The following is a 21,894-nucleotide window of genomic DNA, read 5'->3' on the forward strand; positions in this document are numbered from 1 at the left end:
TCACTCCCTTTCTTGTTGTCTGCCTTGTTGAAACAACATCGCACGTTTTTGCTTTCTGATTTCTTGTTGCTGGATCTCATGCTTCAATTGATCATTCCAATCCTTTTTCACTTCAGGTACAAATTCATGTTCATGCTTTTTATAGCCTTTGTAGTATTGTTCTGCTTTATAGGAAAGAAGGATTCCTGCATTAACGTCTTTTATGTTGGCTTTTCTACTATAAAAACGATCAAAGTTGTATGTTCCATCTGCGCGTTCACATACTTTCAGTTCCTTCGCGACCGTGGTACATGCTTCTTTCAAATCAATTGTTTCTACTGGTTCGCCCTTCGCCAACATCTTTCCAAACGTAGATTGAACATCATGAGCAGACACCAATTGATTTGTCAGCTGTAAATTAGTTTCAGTTTTGTGTATGGCCATAATTGCTTCAGGTTCAACACTCATTTCTTTTGCGACTGCTTCATAAGTAGCTTTGTATTCTTTAGGTACTTGCCAATCATTTGGAATTCCTCGCTCACAACGGATTTTCTTATTGGTAAAAGGATCAACGATTCCCTTCATCTGTTCTTTTTCATAAAAAATATGTCCTGCACGATCATTGTCCACACATACTTCAATCGATTGAGGAAATGTTTGTTTTCGACTTAATTCAGAAATCGACTCTTCAACGTAATGACTGATTACATGATGTTTTAACCCGTCCATCGAAACTAACCAGGCATCTTGTAGTTTCTCCCGATTCAATGCAGCGTAACTTAACAGATCAATACTACTTTCAAAGAATTTTAAATGCTTCGGATCGCCTATTTTTAAATTAAATCCGTGATTTGGCGTAGGATTCTTGTCAATGTGTTTATACGTTCCCCGTTTACCGAAACGATTAAAATCGACGATCGTTCCTTGATAACTTGCCCCTACTGTCTCTCCTGTCAGTGGATCTTTCCATAAAAAAGCAACTGCATGATCTAAACGGTCGTCTCCAACTAAAAAATTTTGCCGTTCATGTTTCGGCTTTAGTTCAGCAATTAACCCTTCTTTTTCTGCATAATCAATCAGCCACTCTGGTAGTTTTCGTTCTTCCTTCAGATAATTCCTTCCTTTTTCTGTGAGTGGTTGATAATCCACGGGGTGATCTTTGTACTTTTCTGTCTCAAAATGAAGATTTTCCACTCGTTCTGTTTTGTCTTCATTCTTTAGAATAAAATCAGTGGCTGCTTTAAATTGTTGCTTAGGGTCTTGGATCTCTTTGTCTATGAAAAAAAGTTTAGCTAATTCAATAATGTCGCCACTAATATTTTGACTGTTCCAATAAAAACGTTGTTTTCTTCGATCAAAAACAAATGAATCATGGTCTTCTAAGCGATAGTCTCGTCCTTTATTGACTACAGCCATTCCATTGTTTCGAGCAAAATCCACTATATCGATCTGTTTACATCGATCAATAAGACTCATTTTTTTCTCGGTCATTTTAAAACCTCCCAAAAGAAAAAAGACTATCCGTTTTTCAGATAGTCTTTTTTACTTGTTTTATACACGTTCTTTTTGTGACAATTGTTGTTCATAATAGATTTCATTTTTTCGTTTTGCCACTTCTGACACTGTCTCAAGTGAAAATCGGAATGGATTTCCTAGCGCAAATTCTTCTGAAGGTAACGCCGTTTGGATCTCTTTTCCATAACTTTTTCCTTTTAAAATTACTTGATTATGCTGCGGATCTTCAATAAACGCCGCATCCTTCAAATGTAACGTTCGACCCGTATCTTCTTCCATTACTTTCCCGTCTTTCTTGTCGATCCAAAGTGAACCAACAGGAACAATATTCTTTTGTTCTGCCGTTTCTACAGTATTTTTATGCTCCTGCTTCACTTCTGCTGGTTGGATCTCTGGTTCTCTTTCTCTGTATTGATTGATTTCATTAGAAATGGTTTGAATGAATTCATTTGCGACACGGCTGACATCATTCATGATTTTCCCACGTTCCGCAGCTTCCTTATTATCCAACGTCTGACCATTCTTCGTCCATGCTGCAATATAAGGAATAGCTTTCTCCGACGTGTCCATTCCAAAATGTTTGCACACAATATAAGAAGTCATTTCTGCCTGCAATTCTTTAGTTGCGGTATCTAATTCTGAAAATTTGTGCATTCTTGCATGGGCTAATTCATGAATACTTGTAGCTAAATGCTGCGTAGGAGTATTTCGAGTATTCATGACGATTTCTTCTTCGCCAGTAAATTCGTTACGAACATACGCCCCACGTGCTTGTCCTAATTCTCTTTGATAGACTTCACTTTCTGTCATATCTCGAATTTGTATTCCAATATTGTTGGCTACCGCTTGAATCCCAGCTTGAAGTTCTGACTGTCCTTTTTTATCCAATTGAAAATCAAAGACACGGTTCGGAAAGATTTTCGGATAGTCTTCAGGTTTTAACTGTGTTTGTGTGATATCAAACACTTTTTCAATCGTGTAGTAAGTTTTTTTGATCACTTCGATTTGACCACTTTCGATTCGTTTTTTATCTTCTGGTGTAGCTTCTATTTCTCGAACAAAGCCACGTCCTTTCTCATAAAATCCTTTGACCGTTTTTCTGACAAAGATCTTGTTCCCTTGTTCCCCTTTTTTGATATAGATTCCTTCTTTTTTCAACGCGGCACGACCTAAACAAGCCGTTGCACCTGGAAATTGTTCCTCAATCAATAATTGATTTCTAAAGGATCGTTCTGGAAAACGAGACATAAAGTTCAAAAGTTCTTTGACGTCTTCAGGAGAATGAGTATGCTTTTTCACCGCATCCAGTGCCTGTTGCGAAAGGGATTTAACTTCTTGTTTAATCTCTTCTGCCGTTCGTTTTTGATAGCCCTTTTGTTTTGTTTTTGTTTCTTTCGACTGCATTTGTTCTTTCGAAACAGGTTCATTTTTGACCGATTGTTTTTGTTCCTTCTCAGGTACTTGTTCGCACAATTTTGCTAACTCTAAATAGATGGGTTGATTACTGTTGACGCCATCCCCTAGATCCATTCGGATCTGATCGACTACTTCTCCGTTCTTCACTTCTTCAAAATAGAATTTATAATAACCTGCTTCTGCGGCGTATTGGTTATCCAACGTTTTGAGTTGATCGATCAATTCGAATGTTACGATCTCCCCACCATAACTTTTCAATCCTTTTTCTGGATCATTTTCGTTGAATTCTACTCGATAAAAATGATCGTTTTCTTTCTCCTTCAAAGAATCAGTTGGTACAGCCTCTTCAAGTAATTCACGAACAGCTGCTTTTTCCTCTTCCGACGTGGCTTGGTATTTTTTAGATTCCTCAAATTCCCCGTTTTCATTCAGTTCTAAAGCGACTTTTCGATAGCCTTTCAGAAAATAAATGGTCGGATTTTTTTTCCATTGCGTCACTCGTCCGCTGTCAATGATTGCTTGTACTTCAGGAAGAAGGTTTTCTTTTCCTTTTTCCGATCTTTCTTTCAGCTGTTCTAATGTTTCCAATTTCCGTTGGTATTTTCGGATCGTAGCGGCTGAAAAAGTCGATTCACCTTTTTCAAAGCGTTCGATTTCTTCTTTGATTCTTGGAATATTCTCGATCGTCATATCCAGTCCGCCGTACTTGTTATAGCCCATTTCCTTTATCTCTTCTTGTCTTTCAAGTTTTTCTACTTGTTTTTCTTGTTGCTTGATCTCTTCTCTCAGACTATGCACTTTATTTTCGATTCGCTCTTGTTGCCTAAACCAAGAATGCCCATTTCTCTTATCGTTCATTGGTTGACCGTTGGTCTTTCTCTGGTGTTCAAACATCTTTTCAATTTGTTCGTTTAATTCATTTTGCAATCGTACTAATTTTCTTTTGGATTTTCCCAAACGACTATTGTCTAGTGGTTCTTTTTCTTCTGCCATGTCCGTTTCCTCCTAAACAAATGGATAATCTTCTGTCGCATCGACGAACGTCTTCGTAGTCAGATTTAACGTTAAAATATCGCCACTTTGATAAGCTTTTGCCGCTTTGTCTGTGACGACAAAAGATCTGCCTGTTTGAATTTCTGTCACAAAAACGAGATTGTCTCTGCTTTTTTCAACAACAACTCCAATAGTTGAATAAGCCATTTCTTCTTCCTCCTTTCTTTTGATATAATGTAGTCGGAAATCGCACCACTCAATAAATTGGCGGAAAACAATTCATTGAAAAAAAGAGTCCTGGACAATCACGTTCAGGACTCTTTTACTTCTTTTATTCACTTAACAACTAACACTCTGTGAGTGAAATGGACTCTTCAATGCTTTTACATGGAAAGTTATTGATTCCCTCTTCATTCATTTCCCAAGTAGTATAATAAGGTGCTAACTTGCCCTCATATTCTTGAATGATAAAATATTTTTCACCATTCACATGATTACAACAATACACACCAGTAGCTGGGTACTCAACGACTAAAAATTGATTTGGATCAAACTGTTCGTTTCTCAACATTTCTCTTATCTGGAACAAATGCTCTTTTTCCAAACAATCGGGAAGTTGTTCGATTCGTTCTTTTTTTAGTGATCCTTCTATGACTTTCCATTGATTCAAATATCGTTTCATTTCTCTTCCTCCTACTGTCTTTCTTGTTCCATTTGAATTCTTCGTTGTTGCTCTTCGTATGCTTTACTTGCGTGGTATTTTTCTTCATGGGCATTAATCGTTCGATTTAATTGACGTAAACTCCGCTGTGTGACAACTCTTTGTTGGAATTGTTTCCTGCGCTTCATGAATTCTTCGTAACTATATTTGTATTCATTCGTTGGCAATTGTTTAAGCGTTCGAAAGGATCGTTCATTGTAAATAGATTGCATCTGATCAACACTTTCTATTAATGGTTTTATTTGACTATCCTGTCTCTTCAGCTCTGTTAGGATGGCATTTCCTGTGCGCTTTTTTAAATCAAAGAGAGCATTTTTCTCTGCATCCTTTGATTCTCTCTTGCTTTCCCCATAAAGAATTTCTGCTTCTTCTTTCAATGCTTTTGAAATCTGTATATATTCTTGATATTCAGGTTCTTTTGTTAACACATATTGGGTTAACTCGTCGAGTTTCTCTCTTGTGTATGGTGAAAGTTTAGTTCGATTTTCATCCCCATAATTCCATTCCGAACGTTTTTCAGGTAAGGTTCTATATACTTCATTTAATAAGTTCATTGCGTGTCGATCATAACGTACTGGCTCTTTTACCACTTTTGTTAAGCTGTTACGCAAATCACTTTTTCGTGTCAATAAATTTCGTTTCTCCATACCAATCATTCGATCCTTTTCATAAGAAAAACGTTCTAACTCATGTACATAATTGGTCTTCATTGCGTCTAATGTTGCTTGTCTTCTCTTACCTTTCGGTACGATATAACTCACACCATTTTCAACCTCAGTGTAAGGTTTACGCGTATTTTCTTTTTCAACAACTGCAAAATGAATATGGATATGTTTAGTATTGCGGTGAATCGTTGCCATCCAGTAGCCTGTTTCATTCAGTTGCTCTTTCTCGAATAATGTCTCCATCATTTTTCTTCCAGCTGCTTTTAATCCTTCTTCATCTAAAGTATCTGTTTTGGGATCGTACAATCCTATTTTTTCAAGATACGAATTATCATGAGAGACAACATCTTGATAAATGATTGAGCCTTTTTGTTGTCCTCTTTGGAAGATTTGCTTAATCTCCTTCAGATTACTTCCTTTCACTTCGTCTGAAGCCATAGAAAAAACTCCAGGAAGGTTTCCTGAAGCTTTTTTGTGTGGCTCTGTTTGATATTTTTTTATTGCTTGGTTCAAGCGTTGGTATTCTTTTTGTTCACTTTGCGTCAGTTCTTTCTTTTGTTCTAACGCATAGTGACGGGTCATATAAGAAAGATATTTGGTAAAATCTTGTTCCTCTAACTTGTCAAAGTTGATTCCATTTCCCATCAAAGATTGAGCTTCATTCGACGTTTCGCTGAATTCTTTATCCGTCTTACTCTCCGAAAAAGTTTCTCCTTCAGGAATATAAAAATCCTCTAAAGCATTCTTGATTCGTTGCAGTTCCTGTTCTTCTTCAGGCGTACGTCGTTCCATTTCTTCCAGCGCTTTTTCTCTTGTCATATAATCAATGTATGTTGAAAAAGATTTTTTATTGGGCAAGGTAAATTGACAAGTGAGAATGACTGCAGGCGATTTATTCATCATGTTCCCCTTCTACTTTTATCTTTTTAGAATCTTCGTTGGATCAAATGGATCTACTCTGGCATAAACAGATTCATTCACAGGCTTCTTCAACTGAGGGGAATATTTTTTGGTTTGATTAGATTTAATTTTTCCTTCCACACGTTCTTTTGCTTCTTGGTAAACCGTTGAATTTGTACCAATTAGTATTCCTGTATCTTTCAAATGAAGATCTGCAAACTCTGAAACCATTTCGGTTAAAATAGAAATTTCTTTACTCATTCCATTCAACTTTGCTTGATTGGAATTTACTTTTTTCTCCATTTCTGGATCATAATTCATACATAGAAACCGAACGGCTTCACTATAGTTTTTAACTTCTGCATGAGTAGAAATAATCTCATCCAACACATCGATATGTGTTTGGTGAAAGTAAATGTGTTTGTCTATAACCTTTGCCATATCAAAGTTCACTTCCTCTATTTTGCTCGATCAAGATTTCTAAAATACGATTGTTTTGGCTAACATATTCTTCTAATATCTTTGTGTTATAGCTTTGAATTTCTGAAAACTTTTCTAATAACTGATCAAACTTTTCTTTTTTATATTCCATCAAAGGACGATCAAAATCATTTTCTATTAGTAATTTTAAATAATCGTTACGACTCCATTTATTACCCGTACGGTTACTTAGTTCGTCACATCTTCGATCAATTTCTCTTACGATTTTCTCATCCACATTTCTTATTCTTACTTCCATATTAATTCCTCCAATTTAAAAAGGATAGCGAAAAGGAGCCTATCCTTTTTGCTATCCTACTACCCTCCTTTTACTATCCTTCACTATCCTTTCACTATCCTATTTTTAAATATTTTGTTCCCACATTTATTTTTGAGAAACGTAATAGGCACAGCCTATTGGAACACTTTTTTTAAAAAGTGTTCCCACGTTTCCTTATGCTCTTTATAAATTAAGGTTATTTGTGTATTTAGACAATAAAAAATCCTTCTAACTTTGTCGATTAGAAGGAAATATTTTGTCATATGAAAAATGAATTTAAGAAAAAGTGTATGCTATAATTGATACGCTGTCTTCCTGTTTGGTTGAAATCTTCAGCCAGAAAGGAGGAGTGTTAAATGTTTTATGTGCTTGATGTTTGCGTTAGAATCGTGGTTAATGTTTTCTCCCATCTCATTAACAAATGGTTAAGGTGATATAGCTGATCCATAAACATTTTTGATATACTTTTTTCACATAAAATCCTCCTGTTTTTATTTTCTTTCAGCCGTAAAATATTTTTTAGCAGCTAAATACAAAGCTTCAAATGATCTGAATTTTAAGGTATCTAAACTCTTTCTACCATTCTTCAACTCAGATATTGTTGTGTTAGATAAATTCACTTCTTGACATATTTCTTTAGCTTTTACAACTTTGAGATAGGCTTTAATCAATACTTTCTGCTCAGCGAAAGTATCTTTGCCGACCAAGTTCGCTCGCTTCATTTCTTTTACTCCACCTATTCTTCTAAATATTTTCTTTTGTCATACGATCAATTTTTTCTTGAAGTTTTTGAATGATCTCTTCTTGATCTTTCATTTGCGTTTTCGATGTTTCAATTTCTTGCTGGTAACTATTAATCTTATTTTCAGTATTTTCCTGATCGTCTGCAACTTGATAAGGCAATTGATCTTTTAGTTTCTTCACTAATTCTTCATTCAAATCAATGGTTGCTTGGAAGGATTCAATTTGTTTTTGTGCTGCTTTTTGTTCTTTCTTGTATCCTTTCACTTTGTAATTCATCGCATGTTGTTCATAATCTTCATCTTTCACTTGATCTTTAACCTTATCTTCGTGAACGTAATAAATCAGATCTTGTGGTTCTTGCATATCCACTTTTGGATCAATTTTTTCAGGAATAATGGTTAAACGCATGGCAATATATTCTTCTGGTACATGCGATAGTTTCACTGCAAAATAATCATTAGACACCTTAATCACTTTGGCTTTTATTGCTTGATAATCCCCTTTAGCTGTCTTTACTTCTACGCGATAATTAAGATTAGCCAGTTCTTTTAATAAGCTTTGATCTTCATCGTCGATCGCAAATTCAAAAACTAATTGCTGGTTCGCTCCTTTTTCTTTTGAAACCATCGTCAGTTCCTTCGTGTTTAAAAATGCGTTCGTGCTTACTTCATCTGGTATGTCTACCTTTGTATGTGTGTAAATCGGACTAGCAAGAATCAAAAAGCCGAGAATCATAAAGATTCCCAGCCATCTAAGATAACTTTTTCGTTTTTTGAAACGTTGTCTTGCTCCTTTTTTCTTACTCATTTTCTTCCTCCTAACGAGTGAAATAACTAAAGTCTGTGACTTTCCATTGACCATCTACTTGTTTTTCAGTGACAGTTAATCCACCTTTTATTTTTTGCGGTTTGACATCTTTAAATTGAGGATTGCCGATTGTATAATCAACAAATACCACAAAATTTTGTTCCTCTTTTACACTGCTTGTTTGAGCGTAAGTTTGCACGTCACCTAATGTAAAAGAGTAACTTCCGTAATCATCATGTTGGTGATCATCGTCTGCAGGACTTAATTTGTCGATCACTTCTTGGGTTGCGACATCTTTTAGTTTTTCCGTTAATTCATTTCTGCTTAATGATTTATCAATGGCCAATTTACCAAACTCTTCTGCCGTCTTTCTTTGTGCTTCAGTGACTTCCTCTTTTGCTTTTGTGCCATCTTGTTGCTTCAGCTGATCGATTTCTTGGTTTTTCTCATTGATGGTTTGATTTAACTTGTCGATCTTCACCTGTGCCTCAGAGGAATTTTTTTTGAGCTTCTCAGACGCGTTTTTAGCCACTTCTTCAATTTTATAGGTATTTGTCGCTTGTTCCTCTTTCAGCTGCCAAAACAACGCGATATTGCCGATTAAACTAACGCTAATTGCAGCTGTTAAGACGATTTTTAACGTTTTATTTTCCATATTTTTTCTCCTGATCTATTTTTTGCTGCTATTCAAAAATGGTAATGGATCAATCCATGTACCATCATCTGTGAATGCGTGTCCTTGTGCTTGACACCAATCCATTCGAGTGAAACCTAAATGTAAGTGTGCTGTATCTCGTATCCCGATTACTTGACCAACTTTCACTTGATCTCCAACCTTCACACGAGAATTTCCTGTACTATTCGCAAATTCTTGATATACCATATTCAAACCGTCGTAATTAATCACGATCACACAAGCACCTAAACCTGAAATACCAGGATTGCCAACGTACACGACTTTTCCTCCATGCACCGCGTGAATTTCACTTCCTGGATGATCAACTGAACCAAAATCTAATCCATCATGGAAGCCATTCGGACGGAATTCACCGCCTGGATTTGTTCCAAATAATTGACCACCGCTGAAGGAACTTTTATCTAAACTGCTGCCAGGGAAAGGATTCGTCCATTCACCAGTAATCGTACCGTTGTCATTTCCGCCTTCTCCCCAATGTTTGATCGCAAATTCATCATATTCTGTTAATTTATTTGAGGTAATAATCGACATACAACCTGTATAATAAGGACTATCTTCAGTGATTCCTGCAGCGGCATAACCACCTCGTCCTAAGATCAATAAGCTTGCGCCAGGGCTTTTATTTCCTACGCTTGCATTAAAGTTTGACTGCGTAGCTACCATAAATCCGTAATAAGAGAATGCGGCTTTTGAGTTGGGAAACTTCATGTACCAGCCACCTTCAATACCACCAATTCCTCGTGCAGTTCCTTTAGGAAACAAACAGCCATCGAACCACGTAATCCCAAAATAATTGAGATCATTTCTTGCGGACGCCGACGTACCAAACGCTGATTCGTAACCGTATTGCGAAAGGATCACACTTGGTAATAATTTATATTTCACTGCTGCACCTACAGCATATTGCGCAATCTCATCAGAAAAAGGGCCTCTTCCTTTGATTTCTTTATAAATGGGTAATCCTTCCGAATATTCTCCTGTAAAAGCTTCGCCAAAAACTTCGCCACCACTGCTTGAATCTGAATCAGAATTATCAATCGAACCCGCCGCCAGTATTAGAAAAAGGGTCACGTACACAGTGATCAAAATAGTAATCAAACCTGCAGAAGTACCAAACAACCACAAAAATAAGCGTCGCTTTGCACGACGCTTAACATACTGCTTGATTAAACTTTCATTTTGGTTTTCCATTATTTTCCTCCATCAAACAATTTTAATTGACGTTTGTTCGGACTAAAATGAACACGAATGGTTTCTTTTGAGCCAAAATTGATCACAGCGTCTCCTTGATTTTGTTGAGGAATGGATTCTAGTTCTGAGTTCGTCATTGATTTACCAACTAATCCTTCTATATGACGTAAAATAGATTCATCCATACGCATAAAGATCTTCGTAGAAGAAAATTCAAAGACTTTCTTCAGTTTCGAGAAGTTATCAGAAGACATATTTTCTGGCACCATTTCTTGTGGGGATTGTGTAGCTAAAACAGTCATTGCTTCTACTTTACGCATTTCTCGTTGAAAGTTTGTGACATAATTTACCGTTTCAATAAAATCTGGATTAATCGCATTATGGCACTCATCAATCATCGCCAAGAAGCGTTTGAAGTCTTGTTCTTCCATTTGTTTTTCTTTAATTAAACGTCGTTGTCTTCTTCCTTGAATCAATGCCTGATTCCAAATCAACGTCATAGCCATGTACATTTGACATTGTTGCACCCCACGATCCAATCCAGTGATTGAATCAATATCAAAAAAGACCAACTGTTGTTGGTCAAGGTGTCGAATTGTACTATGCCCATCAAAAATCATGCCATACGTCTCACATAAGGATTCTACGATGGATTCCATTTCTTCTTTTCGATTCTTTTTCTCTTGGGAAGCACCTGGTAATTCCAGTTGTCCTAAGAAGTCTAAAAATTCTTTGAATGTCGGATAAGCTTCTGGATCTTTCCCTGTGACTTGCGTATCAGTATTTGAACGCGAGTTTGAGGAAGTAAAGCCGCGTGGTACTGTTCCATACTCTTCATAAAAACGATTTAAATAGGTCTTAAATTCTGCTTTCATCGTTCCTTTTAGCTGAGGACTCACTAACTGTACCTGATAGACCACTTTGTCTAAGTGTGTTTGATAGGACGCTGCTTCATTGATCTTCAAATCTTTGACTGATCCATCGTCATATAAACTGGATGCTTCATCATACGTCCGTGTGGCAAATATTTCTAAAGGATTGATCATCCCGTCAGATCCGTCTAAGCGCACCATAATACCGTTATATTCCTTTAAGAAAGGAATAAAGTCTTTTCCCTTTTCAAAGCCCCAAATAAAGTCTCCTGCAGCTAAATGGGCTTCCGCGATCATTTTAAGAACGGTCGATTTACCAGCTCCCATCATTCCTAGAAGCAAGGTATTAGTAGACAACCGTACACTATTTTTATACGTCGCATTCCAGACAAATGGGCCGCCTGTCATGGTTTCCCCATATTGTGTCCCTCCTGGATCTTTTAGCGTTTGGTGGTGGAACGGGAAACCTCCGCCAATGTTTAACGATGGTAGTGATTGCCCTTTGATATTTCCGAACCATTCAGCTTGTTCATCGAACATGGTAAACATCGATTGCCAATCTCGTTTGGTTTTATGCAGATAGGTCACCGCACGATAATCCATCCCTTTGAGATTTTCAATCAGTTCCTGCGCTCGTTCATCTACTTCTTGAATCGTGTTTCCGTAAACATGTACTCTCACTTTGACTTGTTTAGAAATTTCACCATTAGAAGTCAATTTTCGGGCATATTCCGCTAGTTCCAGGTATTCTTCTGCGCTTTTATTTCGGTCAGTCGCTTTTCGTTCGTTATCTGATCGATCATTTAATTCATCTAAGGCACGATTGATTTGATCAATCACTTTTTGCTTTTCATCTGTGCTAACATCGAGTGTGGCCACTGTATGAGGATTGTTCATGAGATTGGCCAACCAAAAAAGCGTTGGATTTTTTGTGTAGTGATAAACTGTCACACACCGTGAATAACCATTTCCATAGGTCACATACTCTTCATCGAAATTTAATCCACCTTGTGGCATCACTTGTTTTAAAAAATCTAAATCATACCCTTTGGATTTTAAAATTTCGTTTTCCCGATTTCCTAGTTGCTTTAATGGATCAAGTACTTTTTGATCATTTTGTGGTGAAAAAGCTGTTTTAATCGCTTCTAACATGTACAGTCACCTCTTCTTGTTTGATTCTTTACTTGGTGAAAAGATTGCCCTTTTCCCAACTTACTCAGGCTTAAAGTGTGAGGAAATTTTCTAGTGGTCTCTTCCTTCGGAACATCTTTTTCTAACCATATCAACGGATATTTCATTCTCTCTTCTCCATTCCTACTCATCATTCATATTATTCATTCGATAAAGAATCTTGATCAATTCTTTTTTGTAGAGCGGTTTTAACCCTAAAATGCCACTGGATCGCATTAATTGACGGTTTCTGGTTTGTAAATCCTTGATTGTCTTTCCTTCAATGATGAAAAAGAAGCTTAAGTCAGGACGTTCCTGTTCTGCTCGTTTCAATTCCTGGATTTCCTCTACTAATTTCTTTTCATATTTTCTTAATCGCTGTAGATTTCTTCCTAAGGATTGTTCCATACGATTCTTATCTAATAACTGCCGCTTTTGTACGATTTGTTCCGTTAGATCCGTCTCTGTGGTCAAACTAACTAACTTAATCGTTGGCACATACGTACGCATGACGGTGGTCAACTGATTCATTCGTTCCAGTTTCTCTTGTTCATTTAATCCTTCCACATCTGTAGAAACTACACGATAATAACGTTGAAAATGATCTTCTTTAGTAATTAAGACTCCCTCTTCTGTACAGGATTTATAAGGAAATAAGTCCAAGATAGAGCGCTCTTCTGGTTTTCCAAACTGCAAAATGGATTTTCTGTCAACTGAATTTTGACCTTTGACTCGCATTTATTCATCCTCCTTATACGTACCATGATAATTTCGGTTAGGATCTAACGCATGATAATGGTTCTTGTCCGTAAAAAAAACAGACTCGATAATCGCAAAAATCTGGCGTTGACCTGGGTTATTATAGGGTCGCCAAACAATCACTAAAGCTATCGCAATCCATAAGCCATAATTCAAGAGTGCAAAAAAGAGTGGTAAGTGGACAAGATTATTGACTATTTTCGCCCAAAAAAAGCAACCACCAAGCGTTAATAGATCTAAAAAGAAAAATGCGAAAAACTTCCATTCCCCACTAAATCTTGGAGGATTTTTCATGTTAATATATTTATCCATAAATGATTTCCCCTTTTCATACATAGAAAAAAGGCCTAACTCGTAGGCCTTTTATGATTTGATATCCTTCAATAATTGTTCTTTCAATTCATTGTTCCTGTTTTTAGTTTCTCTTGTTACATTTATTTTTGTTGGTGCAGTAAATGCCACATTTGCTGGTTTGTAACCTGTGTGAACTTTTTGAATAGGTTCTGGTGCAGCTTCTCTTGTCACAACATTTTGAACGGACGCATTCCCTGTCTCACCACTTTCAGATAAATTGTAAGAAACAGTTGTCAGATTTCCATTTTCAGGCAAACGACTTGGTTTCATTTGAACAGTACCTGCAGTTGATTGGTGAACAAAGCTTTGATCATTCTCCTTGAATTGATTCAAACGACTATCTTTCATTGGTAAATTTTGTGTCTTAAGCAAACCAATTTTCGTTGATTTTTCAGTTCCAACTTCGATTCCATTATCATTTGGCAGATCGATGGAATCCTCATCCGTTTGTACTTCTTGATTTCGTTTTGGTAAATCTGAAATGCGCTTTTCATTCTCAGAATTAATGTTAGATTTATAACGATATTGTTCTGGATCTGTTTTTGGTAATTGACCATTTTGTTCTTCTTCTGAATTTTCGTTAGAATGCAACCCATCTTGGTGATCTTTGGCTGAAGGAATCGCTGCACCTTCTTGATTTCCTTTTTCGGTTGTTGTATTAGCTTTTACTGCTGCATTGACTTGTCCTTCACCATACGCACCTTTTAGTCCTTCTTTGACTTCTGAAGCTTTTTCTTTTTGTTTTTCTAGTGCTTCGGATGGATTCTTCACAGCTTCAGCCAATTCTTTAGCTCTTGTGCCGTCTAATTTCTCTTCTAAGGTGTCTTTGGCTTTTTCTGTAAGATCTTCAGCTGTTCCTTTTAACAACCCACGTTCATTGACGTAACCAAGACCTTCTGCGGCTTTAGAAACACCATTTTTCGCTTTCCCGAACATTTCGGAAACTGTTTTCTTACTATTAGGTACAGTTGTAGCTTTATCGTCTGATTGTTCTTCCCCGTTATCAGGGGTAACATCTTTTCGATTGCCAAATCCATTTTTACGAATATCATTTAAATTGCTTAAACCACTCTTACCAGCACTTGCAAGGTTTTTAGCTCCGCTACCCACATTTTTCGCAATATTTCCTAAGGCAAACATGCTAAGAAGAGAATTGCTGCCGTTTTTCAGACTTGTATCAACACCGAAAATCTTCGTAACAGATTGAGAGCCTTTGAATAGCGCAATGGTTAGTACAATTAAAGCGACAACATACAAAAATCCGTTGATCTTGCCTGCTGCGTGCAAATCACCGATACCTGACAGCATTAATGTATAGATTCGTAATTCTAAAATCGTAAACACCAATAACAAGAAGGATTGAGAAATATCTTCTATAGCACTTTTCATCCGTTGTCCTGTCTCAAAGTCCGTTGACGCGGCAATTACTAAATAGAATTTTTTAAATACCAGCTCAATAATGCAAGTTACAATCGTAAACAAGATAAATAAATAGGCAACCGACAAAGAAGATTCACCAGCTAAAATAATCCCTGGACTACTAATGTATCGGCGATAGCCTGAAGTATACACATATTTTGCTAACCCCTCATCACTAATCTCTACAGGGATTTCTTTTCCATTATCATCCAGTTCCAGTCGGTATTGTAACGCTCTTAGCCGATCCTTTTGTATATCTGATAGACCACTCTTATCTTCATCCGCCATCTTAGCGGCTTCCTTAGGAATAATCACTGAATTAATATTTGCTGTCTTAAAGTTTTTCGCCGTGAGAGCATTTCTTTTATCTGTTGGTAGGGATTCTACTTTATTCGGATCAGTTTCTAGTAGCGTACTCACATCGATCACATTATTTTGAATAATTTGAAAAGCAGGTGATCCAGTTTTATCTGCTTTATTTGCTGCAGTCACGTCTCCGTAAAAGTTTTTACTAATATTTAGCCCTTCATCGATTAAAGAACTACCACCAAAAATCAAAATCATGGCCATAAATAGATTAACCAAGATATTTTTGATTTTTGGTGGATGTTTACTCATAAAAAATTTTAAGCCTAAATAAATTAATGTGACGACACAAAAAAGAGCCAATACCTTACTAATCAAACTTTGAAACAGTTCATTAACACCAGCAGCGTTCAATAAGTCTTTTAAATCAAAGCTTTGATAAATTGTTTTTTCTAGTAAAGTATTGAGATTATATAACCCTTTAATCAAACCCCATAAAAAAGTATTACAAATCCAACTGAATACATCTTGATACTGCAGATAATTACCATAATCTTGTAAGACTTTCGTTACGGTTTTGGGATCTGCATCCCCATCCCCAAATAAGCCTGACCACCAGTCGGCAATGCCGGAAAATATTCCTCCAATGATCATTCTTTCACCGCCTTTTCAGCTTCTAGCAAAAGTCGTTTCCTTATAACCTCTGTAATTTCTTCATTTTGATGCAATTTTTCAAGGTATTCTTGCAAACGATCTATTTGCTTCTCTTCATAAAATTGAATAAGTAACTTTTGTGCCGTTGAGTTGTCTAAAGATTGAACGATTTTAATAAAAATGTTTTCTTTAGCTTCCTCTTCTATTTGATCGTGCATATTGTGATAAAGTCGACGTGCATAGATATCAGGTAGAAAATAATCGTAATCAATTTGTAAAGCCTTAAGATCCAAGTCCGCATGTGTACAATGTATGTCTATATCATTGATATCCCACGATGGATTGAAATCTTCAATATATTGATAAGCATAAGGAAGATTCGTTTCCCCATGATTAAAAATAGGATACGGCCGTATTTTATGACCTTTCAAATCTTGTCGTTTTAAAGGAGCGAGTACAATCGTTTCACCTTCTAAAAAAGTAGAAATTCTTTCAGGAGTTAAGATACGATCTGAATCAACATTGCGATTGATATGAGTATTCATACCTAATGAATTGGTGGTACTGTTCTCTTGTTCAACCGTCTTATTCCCCACTTTTTTGGAAAATTCTTCGATGGTATTATCGTCTGTCGACATAATATAAATATGTGTCTGACAATTTTCTTTGATAATCGCTGCGTTTTGTTCCCCATACTTCGCATAAAGTTGCTGATAGGATTGGATAAACAAATCCCACAACATGTTTCTACCAGCTGTGACTGTCATGATTCCTTCCATATTATCCATTGGTGGCATATTCCCAAATTCATCTAAAATAAAATGAATCCTACGGTGACATTTATCTCCTTTAGTCTTAACACATTGCGTAGATAATTCTTTATACAACTGACTAAGAAAAATACTAACAATGATATGGTTAGATGGATCATAATCAGGTGTGAGCATAAAAATAGCCATTGGTTTATCGGTATAGTGCATCCGAATAGACTCTACTAATAAGTTACTTTTATCCTCATCTAATGTTAGAACGGCTTCTTTTTCTAATTCTGGCAAATGGGTTTCTCCTCGTTTTTTTCGATAAACGATATTTCCCTCTTCGTCTTTCAATACTCTTTGAGAAAACTCATACCAAGCAACATATTCTTTTCCTCGATGATCATATTTTAAGCAAACATGATCTCCCTGTTCTAAATGACAATCAAAGTTAATTTCACAAAAACCTCTATAGCCTACTTTGACACGTTCCTCATGAAATTTTTTTCCTTGATGATAAAACTCTACAACAATTCGCTGGTTTAACAGACTCTCGTGTAGTTTGAGATCCAAATACTTCGGAAAACCAATGGACTTATAATCAATGGTTGATTGAGAAGTCATTTTCGCAATTTTCGTCAGTGTAAATGGATTTAGTCCTGTGATCGCTGTCGATAGAATGTTGCCTTTCGCTTTATCAGAACCAATTTTTGTTGCCCCATATTGTTTTTTTGCTATGTTTCCAGGTGGTAACTGATTCATAAATTCATCTAAAGCATTGAGCTGCTTGAATTCATTATCAGGATCTTGGTAATTAAAACCACCAATCTCAGAAAGAAGTTCGACGAGATTATTCGGTGTTAATTTGGAGTAATCCCCTGTCTGATCCGCTTGTTCCAATAACGCAAAAATAAGCGCATTGACAGCTTTTTGCGCATTTTCGTTAAAGTATTTATTGTCTGAAGCGTTGGCATCATAATAAATCGTATTCGTGAAAGTATTGGTTAACTGTGTCGCTGTGTCTATGTCTCCTCGCTTCCAGTATTTCACGATGAGTGCCAATGGATTATCACTCATTGATTGCAGTGGATCGGTGATATTAAATGCATACACATCATACCCTCTAGCTTCTAGTTCATCTTTACTAGCAACATATAATTCTGTTTTTGGATCATTAACAACCATTGAACTTTGTCTTTCTGCACGAGACAAATTGTCAATGGTTGCTAAAACTTCTATCTGTCCTTTCCCTGAACGGGAAGTACCAACAATACAAGTATTTACTGTATCCGTCTGAATATACCAGTACTTTTTATAATGAGTAATTGGTATTCCGCCATAACCAGGAAAACCTCCCTTTGATTCTGGTATTTGCGGATAAATTTGTTGGATTTCCTTTAACGTTTTTAATCGGTTATCTCCTTTTTGCCCATCTGCTAGAGGACGAAACCACATGTCCATTTTCAATCCCATAAGTATAGCTGGAACAACACAAATCGTAGAAACAACTAAACGTGTGCCTAAACTTGTTGTTGGGGTCAAAGGATTCCAAAAACCAGTTGAATCAAAATGGAATAACTGCGGCATTTCTTGTAACTGAAAAATATTCACTCCTTGTAAACTTCCTGGAATAATCTCAAATCGATGAAATGCTTCTGGTATTCTTGTAACAACATAGTTTAAAGGAAGATAAGCTAAGCCACTATAAAAAATCTTTTGAGAAATACGTTTGTCATGTTTTTCTGGTAGCTCTTCTCCTGAAGGAGTATAGCGATAGAAATGAGAAAGATACCTATTCTTTTCTAAATTGAATCGTTTGTCTTTTCGTCTCGTTGTTTCTCTAACACGCATTATTTCACCTCATTTGATTCTGAACTTTCGGAAGTGTTTGATTGTACAGTTGAATCGCTTGATCCTTCTTTAGCCTTACTAGGATCACTCTCTTTGCTATTTTCCATACTTGACTCTGTTGTTGCCTGATTGGTACGATTCAATAATTCTTCCAATTGTTGTTCATACTCTTTTCTTGCTTGTTCTTGGGCTTCTTCCTTGATTGACGCCGTTGTGGCTACAGAATCAGCCTGTGAAGATTGATTGATATGATTAAAAGCAAATACTGTCCCTCCACCTAGAAGCAAGCTTAAACTTGCAATACATCCCACCATCCATCCGTTAAAGGAACGCTGTGGTGAAGGAGTTAGATTTGTTTGGTTGTTCATTGGGGTTTGAACAGCAGCTACTGAAGGCGTTGGTTGAGGTTGTGCTAGATAATTTAACTGAGCTTGTCGCAATGTATCCATTTGTTCTTGACGTTCCTTACGAGCAGCTGCTTCTTTTTCCTTTTCTTGGTTTAACCGTTGTTTTTCTATTGCCATTTGTTGTTCCGCAAGATCCTGTTCACGTTTTTTTAGTTCTAATTGTTCGCGCTCTTTTTCTTTTTGCCGTTGTTTTTCTTCTTGTTCTTTCAATTCTCGTTGTTGAATTTCATACTCTTTTTTCCATTTTGGAATTTGTACTTGTAATTCTTGCTGGATCTGCTCGTGTTTTTCCATAAGAACTTCAGTCGTTGTTTGATATAGCTTATTCAGTTGCTCATTTAATTCTTTGCTAATCTTTAGCTTATCTGTACGCAAACCTTGATAAAATTCTTCTTTTCGTTCTCTTATACGTTCTTTTAACAAGTTTTCTTTTTCTTTCGATAACGCTCCTTGATTCGTCTGGGTAAAATTATTGATCTTTTCTACACACAAGGAATACGCATTGTCGCGTTTCTTTTCGTATCGCTCTTTAATTTTTTGTACTTCTTCTTCAATCACTCGCTGTTCTTCTTTATTTAGTTCCTCTTTTGCTTTCTCCCAATTAGACGACTGTTCCGTCGCATACTCATTAATTTCTTGATCTGTTTCTTGTTGACGTTCTTCAAAGGTGGCTAATAAATCTTCTTGTGCAAGCTCATGCCAATTTGTTGATTGGACAGACTCTAACTGTTCTAAAAGTGTGCCTTTACCCTGTGAGATTAATTCTTCTTTACTCTCTAAAAATGCTTGATAGGTTTGGGGTAATTGATCTTTCGAATAAAGCTCATTTAAAAATAATTTGTTTTTTTCTTTCATCCATTCATGCTCTGGCGGATATTGATCCAAAATATAATCAAATACAGTTGCCTTTTGTATCTCTGTTTCGTTTTTCTCTACTTCTTCACTGATAAGTGGTTCAATATATTCCTGAGAATCCCCTTCAGTCCATGTTGGCTCTTCATTCGCTTCAACTGGATCAATTTCTACTTCGGACGTTTCTTCATCCTCCATTGTTTCTTCAAAGGGATCTACCTCCAATTGATCCATTACCTCGTTTTCTTCCTCAAATATCATTTTTTGATTTGGAATATCAGTTTTTTCGTCAACATTGCCTGTTTCTTTTTCTTTTGATTCATCCTTTGGAAAGATTGGGCGTTCCCATGGAACTTCTTCGTTTACTTCGACTTCACTCACTTGATTCACTTTTCTTTGGTCGCTCTCCAACTCTTCTTCTAACACTTGTAGCAGTTTTTCGTTTCGATAAGACTCTTCCGCACTCATGGTTTCATCCGTTTCTTTAAACACATCAAGACGAATTAAATCCATCAAGGTAGGATAGAAACCTTCTGAAATTTGATAATCTAGCGGGCCAAAAACGTATTCTGTACCAGCTTTCTCTATTTTTCCTTCTGTGTCATGTAACGTGAGAGTCAACTTAACAGAAGATCGACTTTCGTGTTCCAGTACTTTCCCTAACACATGTAGTTGTTCTTCCGTTTCAATGACAGAATATTTAATTGTTTTCGGTAAAAAAGAAGTACGCTTTCCTACTTCCTTCGTTGCTTTTTTTATTACCTCTTTATCTGTTTTGGTATTGCCTGCAATCGTAAAGTACATGAATAGTCTCCTTTCATAAAAAAGGAGTAAAAAGTATCGACTACTTCTTACTCCTACTTTTTTACTTTCTTATAATCCTTGAGGTGTTTGCCCAAATAATCCAAATAACGAAGTTATGATAGAAGCAGCCCCTAGAATAACACCTACCCCCATCAATACATAACCTACGTGCATCTTCCCGTTTTCAGCTCCTCTTCGTCCAAATAGGAAGAAAAGCCCCCCAATAACAATGGAAGCAACGGCCGCAACACCAGCAAAAATCATTAAATTGTTTTTTAAGCTAGTTGCGGCAGTTTGTAATGCTCTAAAAATATCAACCGCAGCCACTACTTTCGGTTGTGTTAAAAAATTCATTGTAATTGATTCAAACATAAAATTGTTCGCTCCTTTTAGTGTTTAATAATTTCATCGAAAACAAGTTTTTCACGTTCACGTTGATAGATATACCCTTCTAAGTCCTTGTCTTTTCCCCGTAATAGGTCAAATTGTGCTTTTTCAAGGACTTCTTGTTTCCATTGTGTTTCAGAAACACCACGACGCTCTAAGATTTTAGACGCGGCTTTTTCAAATGGCGTTTTCGCTTTTGCCACTATGATTCCTCCTTCAGAATAAATAAAAAGACTAGCAATCACTCGCTAGTCTTTTGTAACTTATATCCAGATTAGCAATCATTCGCTAGTCTTTTGTAATTTGTATTTATTTGATTGTGATCCATCATGAATCAATTTCTCTTTCGTTCGCTTTTCATCCTTACTAGATCCAAGAAAAACAATTTTTTTTACGCCATCTTTCTCGTAAGGAACAACGATAAATAAAGAATCGGGTTTGTTTATAAATTTCCTGATACCTGCAGAATCTACTATTTTGTATCTTTCTAAACCTTCATAATCCTTTTGCCTCTTAACTGTTATTTGTACAGGATCTGGATGCCATACACTTTCAGAATATTCCCAGGTAGTATCATCTATAATTTTTAAATTATGAATAAGACCACCTACTTCTTCTTTCCAAACAGTTCCTGGTTGCAATAAACTATTATCTTCTTTAGCTTCCGATTTCTTATTACTTGAACATCCACTTAAAATAATAAAAAATATTGCAAACATAGAGACAAACCATAGTTGCTTTTTCTTCATTTTATTCCTTCTTTCGTTGTTTTATTTTAGTATATCAAATAACGAAAGTAGCAACAAACCTCATTTTGATACACGGGGAACGGATACTCATAATTTCCCACCTTTCTATAAAAACTTTCTCTCTTGATATTGTGATTTATTACAAAAAAGAGCTATAATAAAGAAAA

General features: G+C 36.3%; 20 protein-coding genes. All 20 read right to left on the bottom strand.

Translation table 11 applies throughout. The features are described from left to right. The 20 genes from A5849_RS13800 to A5849_RS13895 all read right to left on the bottom strand — a co-directional run bounded on the left by A5849_RS13800 (position 1) and on the right by A5849_RS13895 (position 21,727). Positions 1-1,470 carry a toprim domain-containing protein gene (locus A5849_RS13800; RefSeq protein ID WP_002307527.1) on the bottom strand — a complete coding sequence of 490 codons (1,470 nt, stop codon included), beginning with the start codon at positions 1,468-1,470 and terminating at the stop codon, positions 1-3. A 60-nt stretch (positions 1,471-1,530) separates the two neighbouring features. Further along, complete coding sequence (locus A5849_RS13805; protein WP_002295638.1) at positions 1,531-3,903, bottom strand: ArdC-like ssDNA-binding domain-containing protein; 2,373 nt, start codon at positions 3,901-3,903, stop codon at positions 1,531-1,533. A gap of 12 nt (positions 3,904-3,915) precedes the next feature. Beyond that, entirely contained in the window at positions 3,916-4,110 is a 195-nt protein-coding gene (locus A5849_RS13810) for a hypothetical protein (protein WP_002295639.1), read from the bottom strand. Positions 4,111-4,249: 139 nt separating this feature from the next. Next, positions 4,250-4,585 (bottom strand): hypothetical protein, encoded by a 336-nt coding sequence (locus A5849_RS13815; RefSeq protein WP_002295640.1) that lies wholly within the window; start codon positions 4,583-4,585, stop codon positions 4,250-4,252. Between the two features lie 11 nt (positions 4,586-4,596). Beyond that, positions 4,597-6,189, bottom strand: a complete 1,593-nt coding sequence (gene mobP2, locus A5849_RS13820) for a MobP2 family relaxase (protein ID WP_086310171.1) — start codon at positions 6,187-6,189, stop codon at positions 4,597-4,599. An 18-nt stretch (positions 6,190-6,207) separates the two neighbouring features. Continuing rightward, positions 6,208-6,630, bottom strand: a complete 423-nt coding sequence (locus tag A5849_RS13825) for a hypothetical protein (RefSeq protein ID WP_002295642.1) — start codon at positions 6,628-6,630, stop codon at positions 6,208-6,210. A gap of 1 nt (position 6,631) precedes the next feature. Continuing rightward, positions 6,632-6,928, bottom strand: coding sequence for a hypothetical protein (locus A5849_RS13830; RefSeq protein ID WP_002293513.1), 297 nt, complete (start codon positions 6,926-6,928; stop codon positions 6,632-6,634). A 512-nt stretch (positions 6,929-7,440) separates the two neighbouring features. Continuing rightward, complete coding sequence (locus tag A5849_RS13835) at positions 7,441-7,671, bottom strand: hypothetical protein (protein ID WP_002304981.1); 231 nt, start codon at positions 7,669-7,671, stop codon at positions 7,441-7,443. A gap of 22 nt (positions 7,672-7,693) precedes the next feature. Next, the gene (locus A5849_RS13840) at positions 7,694-8,500 is read right to left on the bottom strand and encodes a hypothetical protein (protein WP_086310172.1); all 807 of its coding nucleotides are present in this window, start codon (positions 8,498-8,500) and stop codon (positions 7,694-7,696) included. Positions 8,501-8,510: 10 nt separating this feature from the next. After that, complete coding sequence (locus tag A5849_RS13845; protein WP_086310173.1) at positions 8,511-9,155, bottom strand: hypothetical protein; 645 nt, start codon at positions 9,153-9,155, stop codon at positions 8,511-8,513. 15 nt (positions 9,156-9,170) lie between these two features. Further along, entirely contained in the window at positions 9,171-10,388 is a 1,218-nt protein-coding gene (locus A5849_RS13850) for a glucosaminidase domain-containing protein (protein WP_086310174.1), read from the bottom strand. Then, entirely contained in the window at positions 10,388-12,412 is a 2,025-nt protein-coding gene (locus A5849_RS13855; protein ID WP_086310175.1) for a VirB4 family type IV secretion system protein, read from the bottom strand. The genes A5849_RS13850 and A5849_RS13855 overlap by 1 nt, the downstream gene beginning before the upstream one ends. Positions 12,413-12,574: 162 nt before the next feature. Further along, positions 12,575-13,168 carry a hypothetical protein gene (locus A5849_RS13860; protein WP_086310176.1) on the bottom strand — a complete coding sequence of 198 codons (594 nt, stop codon included), beginning with the start codon at positions 13,166-13,168 and terminating at the stop codon, positions 12,575-12,577. Further along, a complete protein-coding gene (locus A5849_RS13865; protein WP_086310177.1) occupies positions 13,169-13,501 on the bottom strand; it encodes a hypothetical protein in 333 nt (110 codons plus the stop codon). A 51-nt stretch (positions 13,502-13,552) separates the two neighbouring features. Then, the gene (locus A5849_RS13870) at positions 13,553-15,922 is read right to left on the bottom strand and encodes a pLS20_p028 family conjugation system transmembrane protein (protein WP_086310178.1); all 2,370 of its coding nucleotides are present in this window, start codon (positions 15,920-15,922) and stop codon (positions 13,553-13,555) included. After that, positions 15,919-18,528, bottom strand: coding sequence for a VirD4-like conjugal transfer protein, CD1115 family (locus tag A5849_RS13875; RefSeq protein WP_086310179.1), 2,610 nt, complete (start codon positions 18,526-18,528; stop codon positions 15,919-15,921). Before A5849_RS13875 ends, A5849_RS13870 begins: the two co-directional genes overlap by 4 nt. Continuing rightward, positions 18,528-20,591, bottom strand: a complete 2,064-nt coding sequence (locus A5849_RS13880; RefSeq protein WP_086310180.1) for a hypothetical protein — start codon at positions 20,589-20,591, stop codon at positions 18,528-18,530. Before A5849_RS13880 ends, A5849_RS13875 begins: the two co-directional genes overlap by 1 nt. Positions 20,592-20,660: 69 nt before the next feature. After that, the gene (locus A5849_RS13885) at positions 20,661-20,963 is read right to left on the bottom strand and encodes a TrbC/VirB2 family protein (protein ID WP_002314409.1); all 303 of its coding nucleotides are present in this window, start codon (positions 20,961-20,963) and stop codon (positions 20,661-20,663) included. Between the two features lie 17 nt (positions 20,964-20,980). Next, on the bottom strand, positions 20,981-21,223 hold the full coding sequence (locus A5849_RS13890) for a DUF5415 family protein (RefSeq protein WP_086310181.1): 243 nt from the start codon (positions 21,221-21,223) through the stop codon (positions 20,981-20,983). A gap of 36 nt (positions 21,224-21,259) precedes the next feature. Continuing rightward, on the bottom strand, positions 21,260-21,727 hold the full coding sequence (locus A5849_RS13895; RefSeq protein ID WP_010861619.1) for a hypothetical protein: 468 nt from the start codon (positions 21,725-21,727) through the stop codon (positions 21,260-21,262). Positions 21,728-21,894: the final 167 nt, after the last annotated feature.

Source organism: Enterococcus sp. 10F3_DIV0382 (assembly GCF_002140245.1).
Lineage (GTDB): Bacteria > Bacillota > Bacilli > Lactobacillales > Enterococcaceae > Enterococcus_B > Enterococcus_B lactis.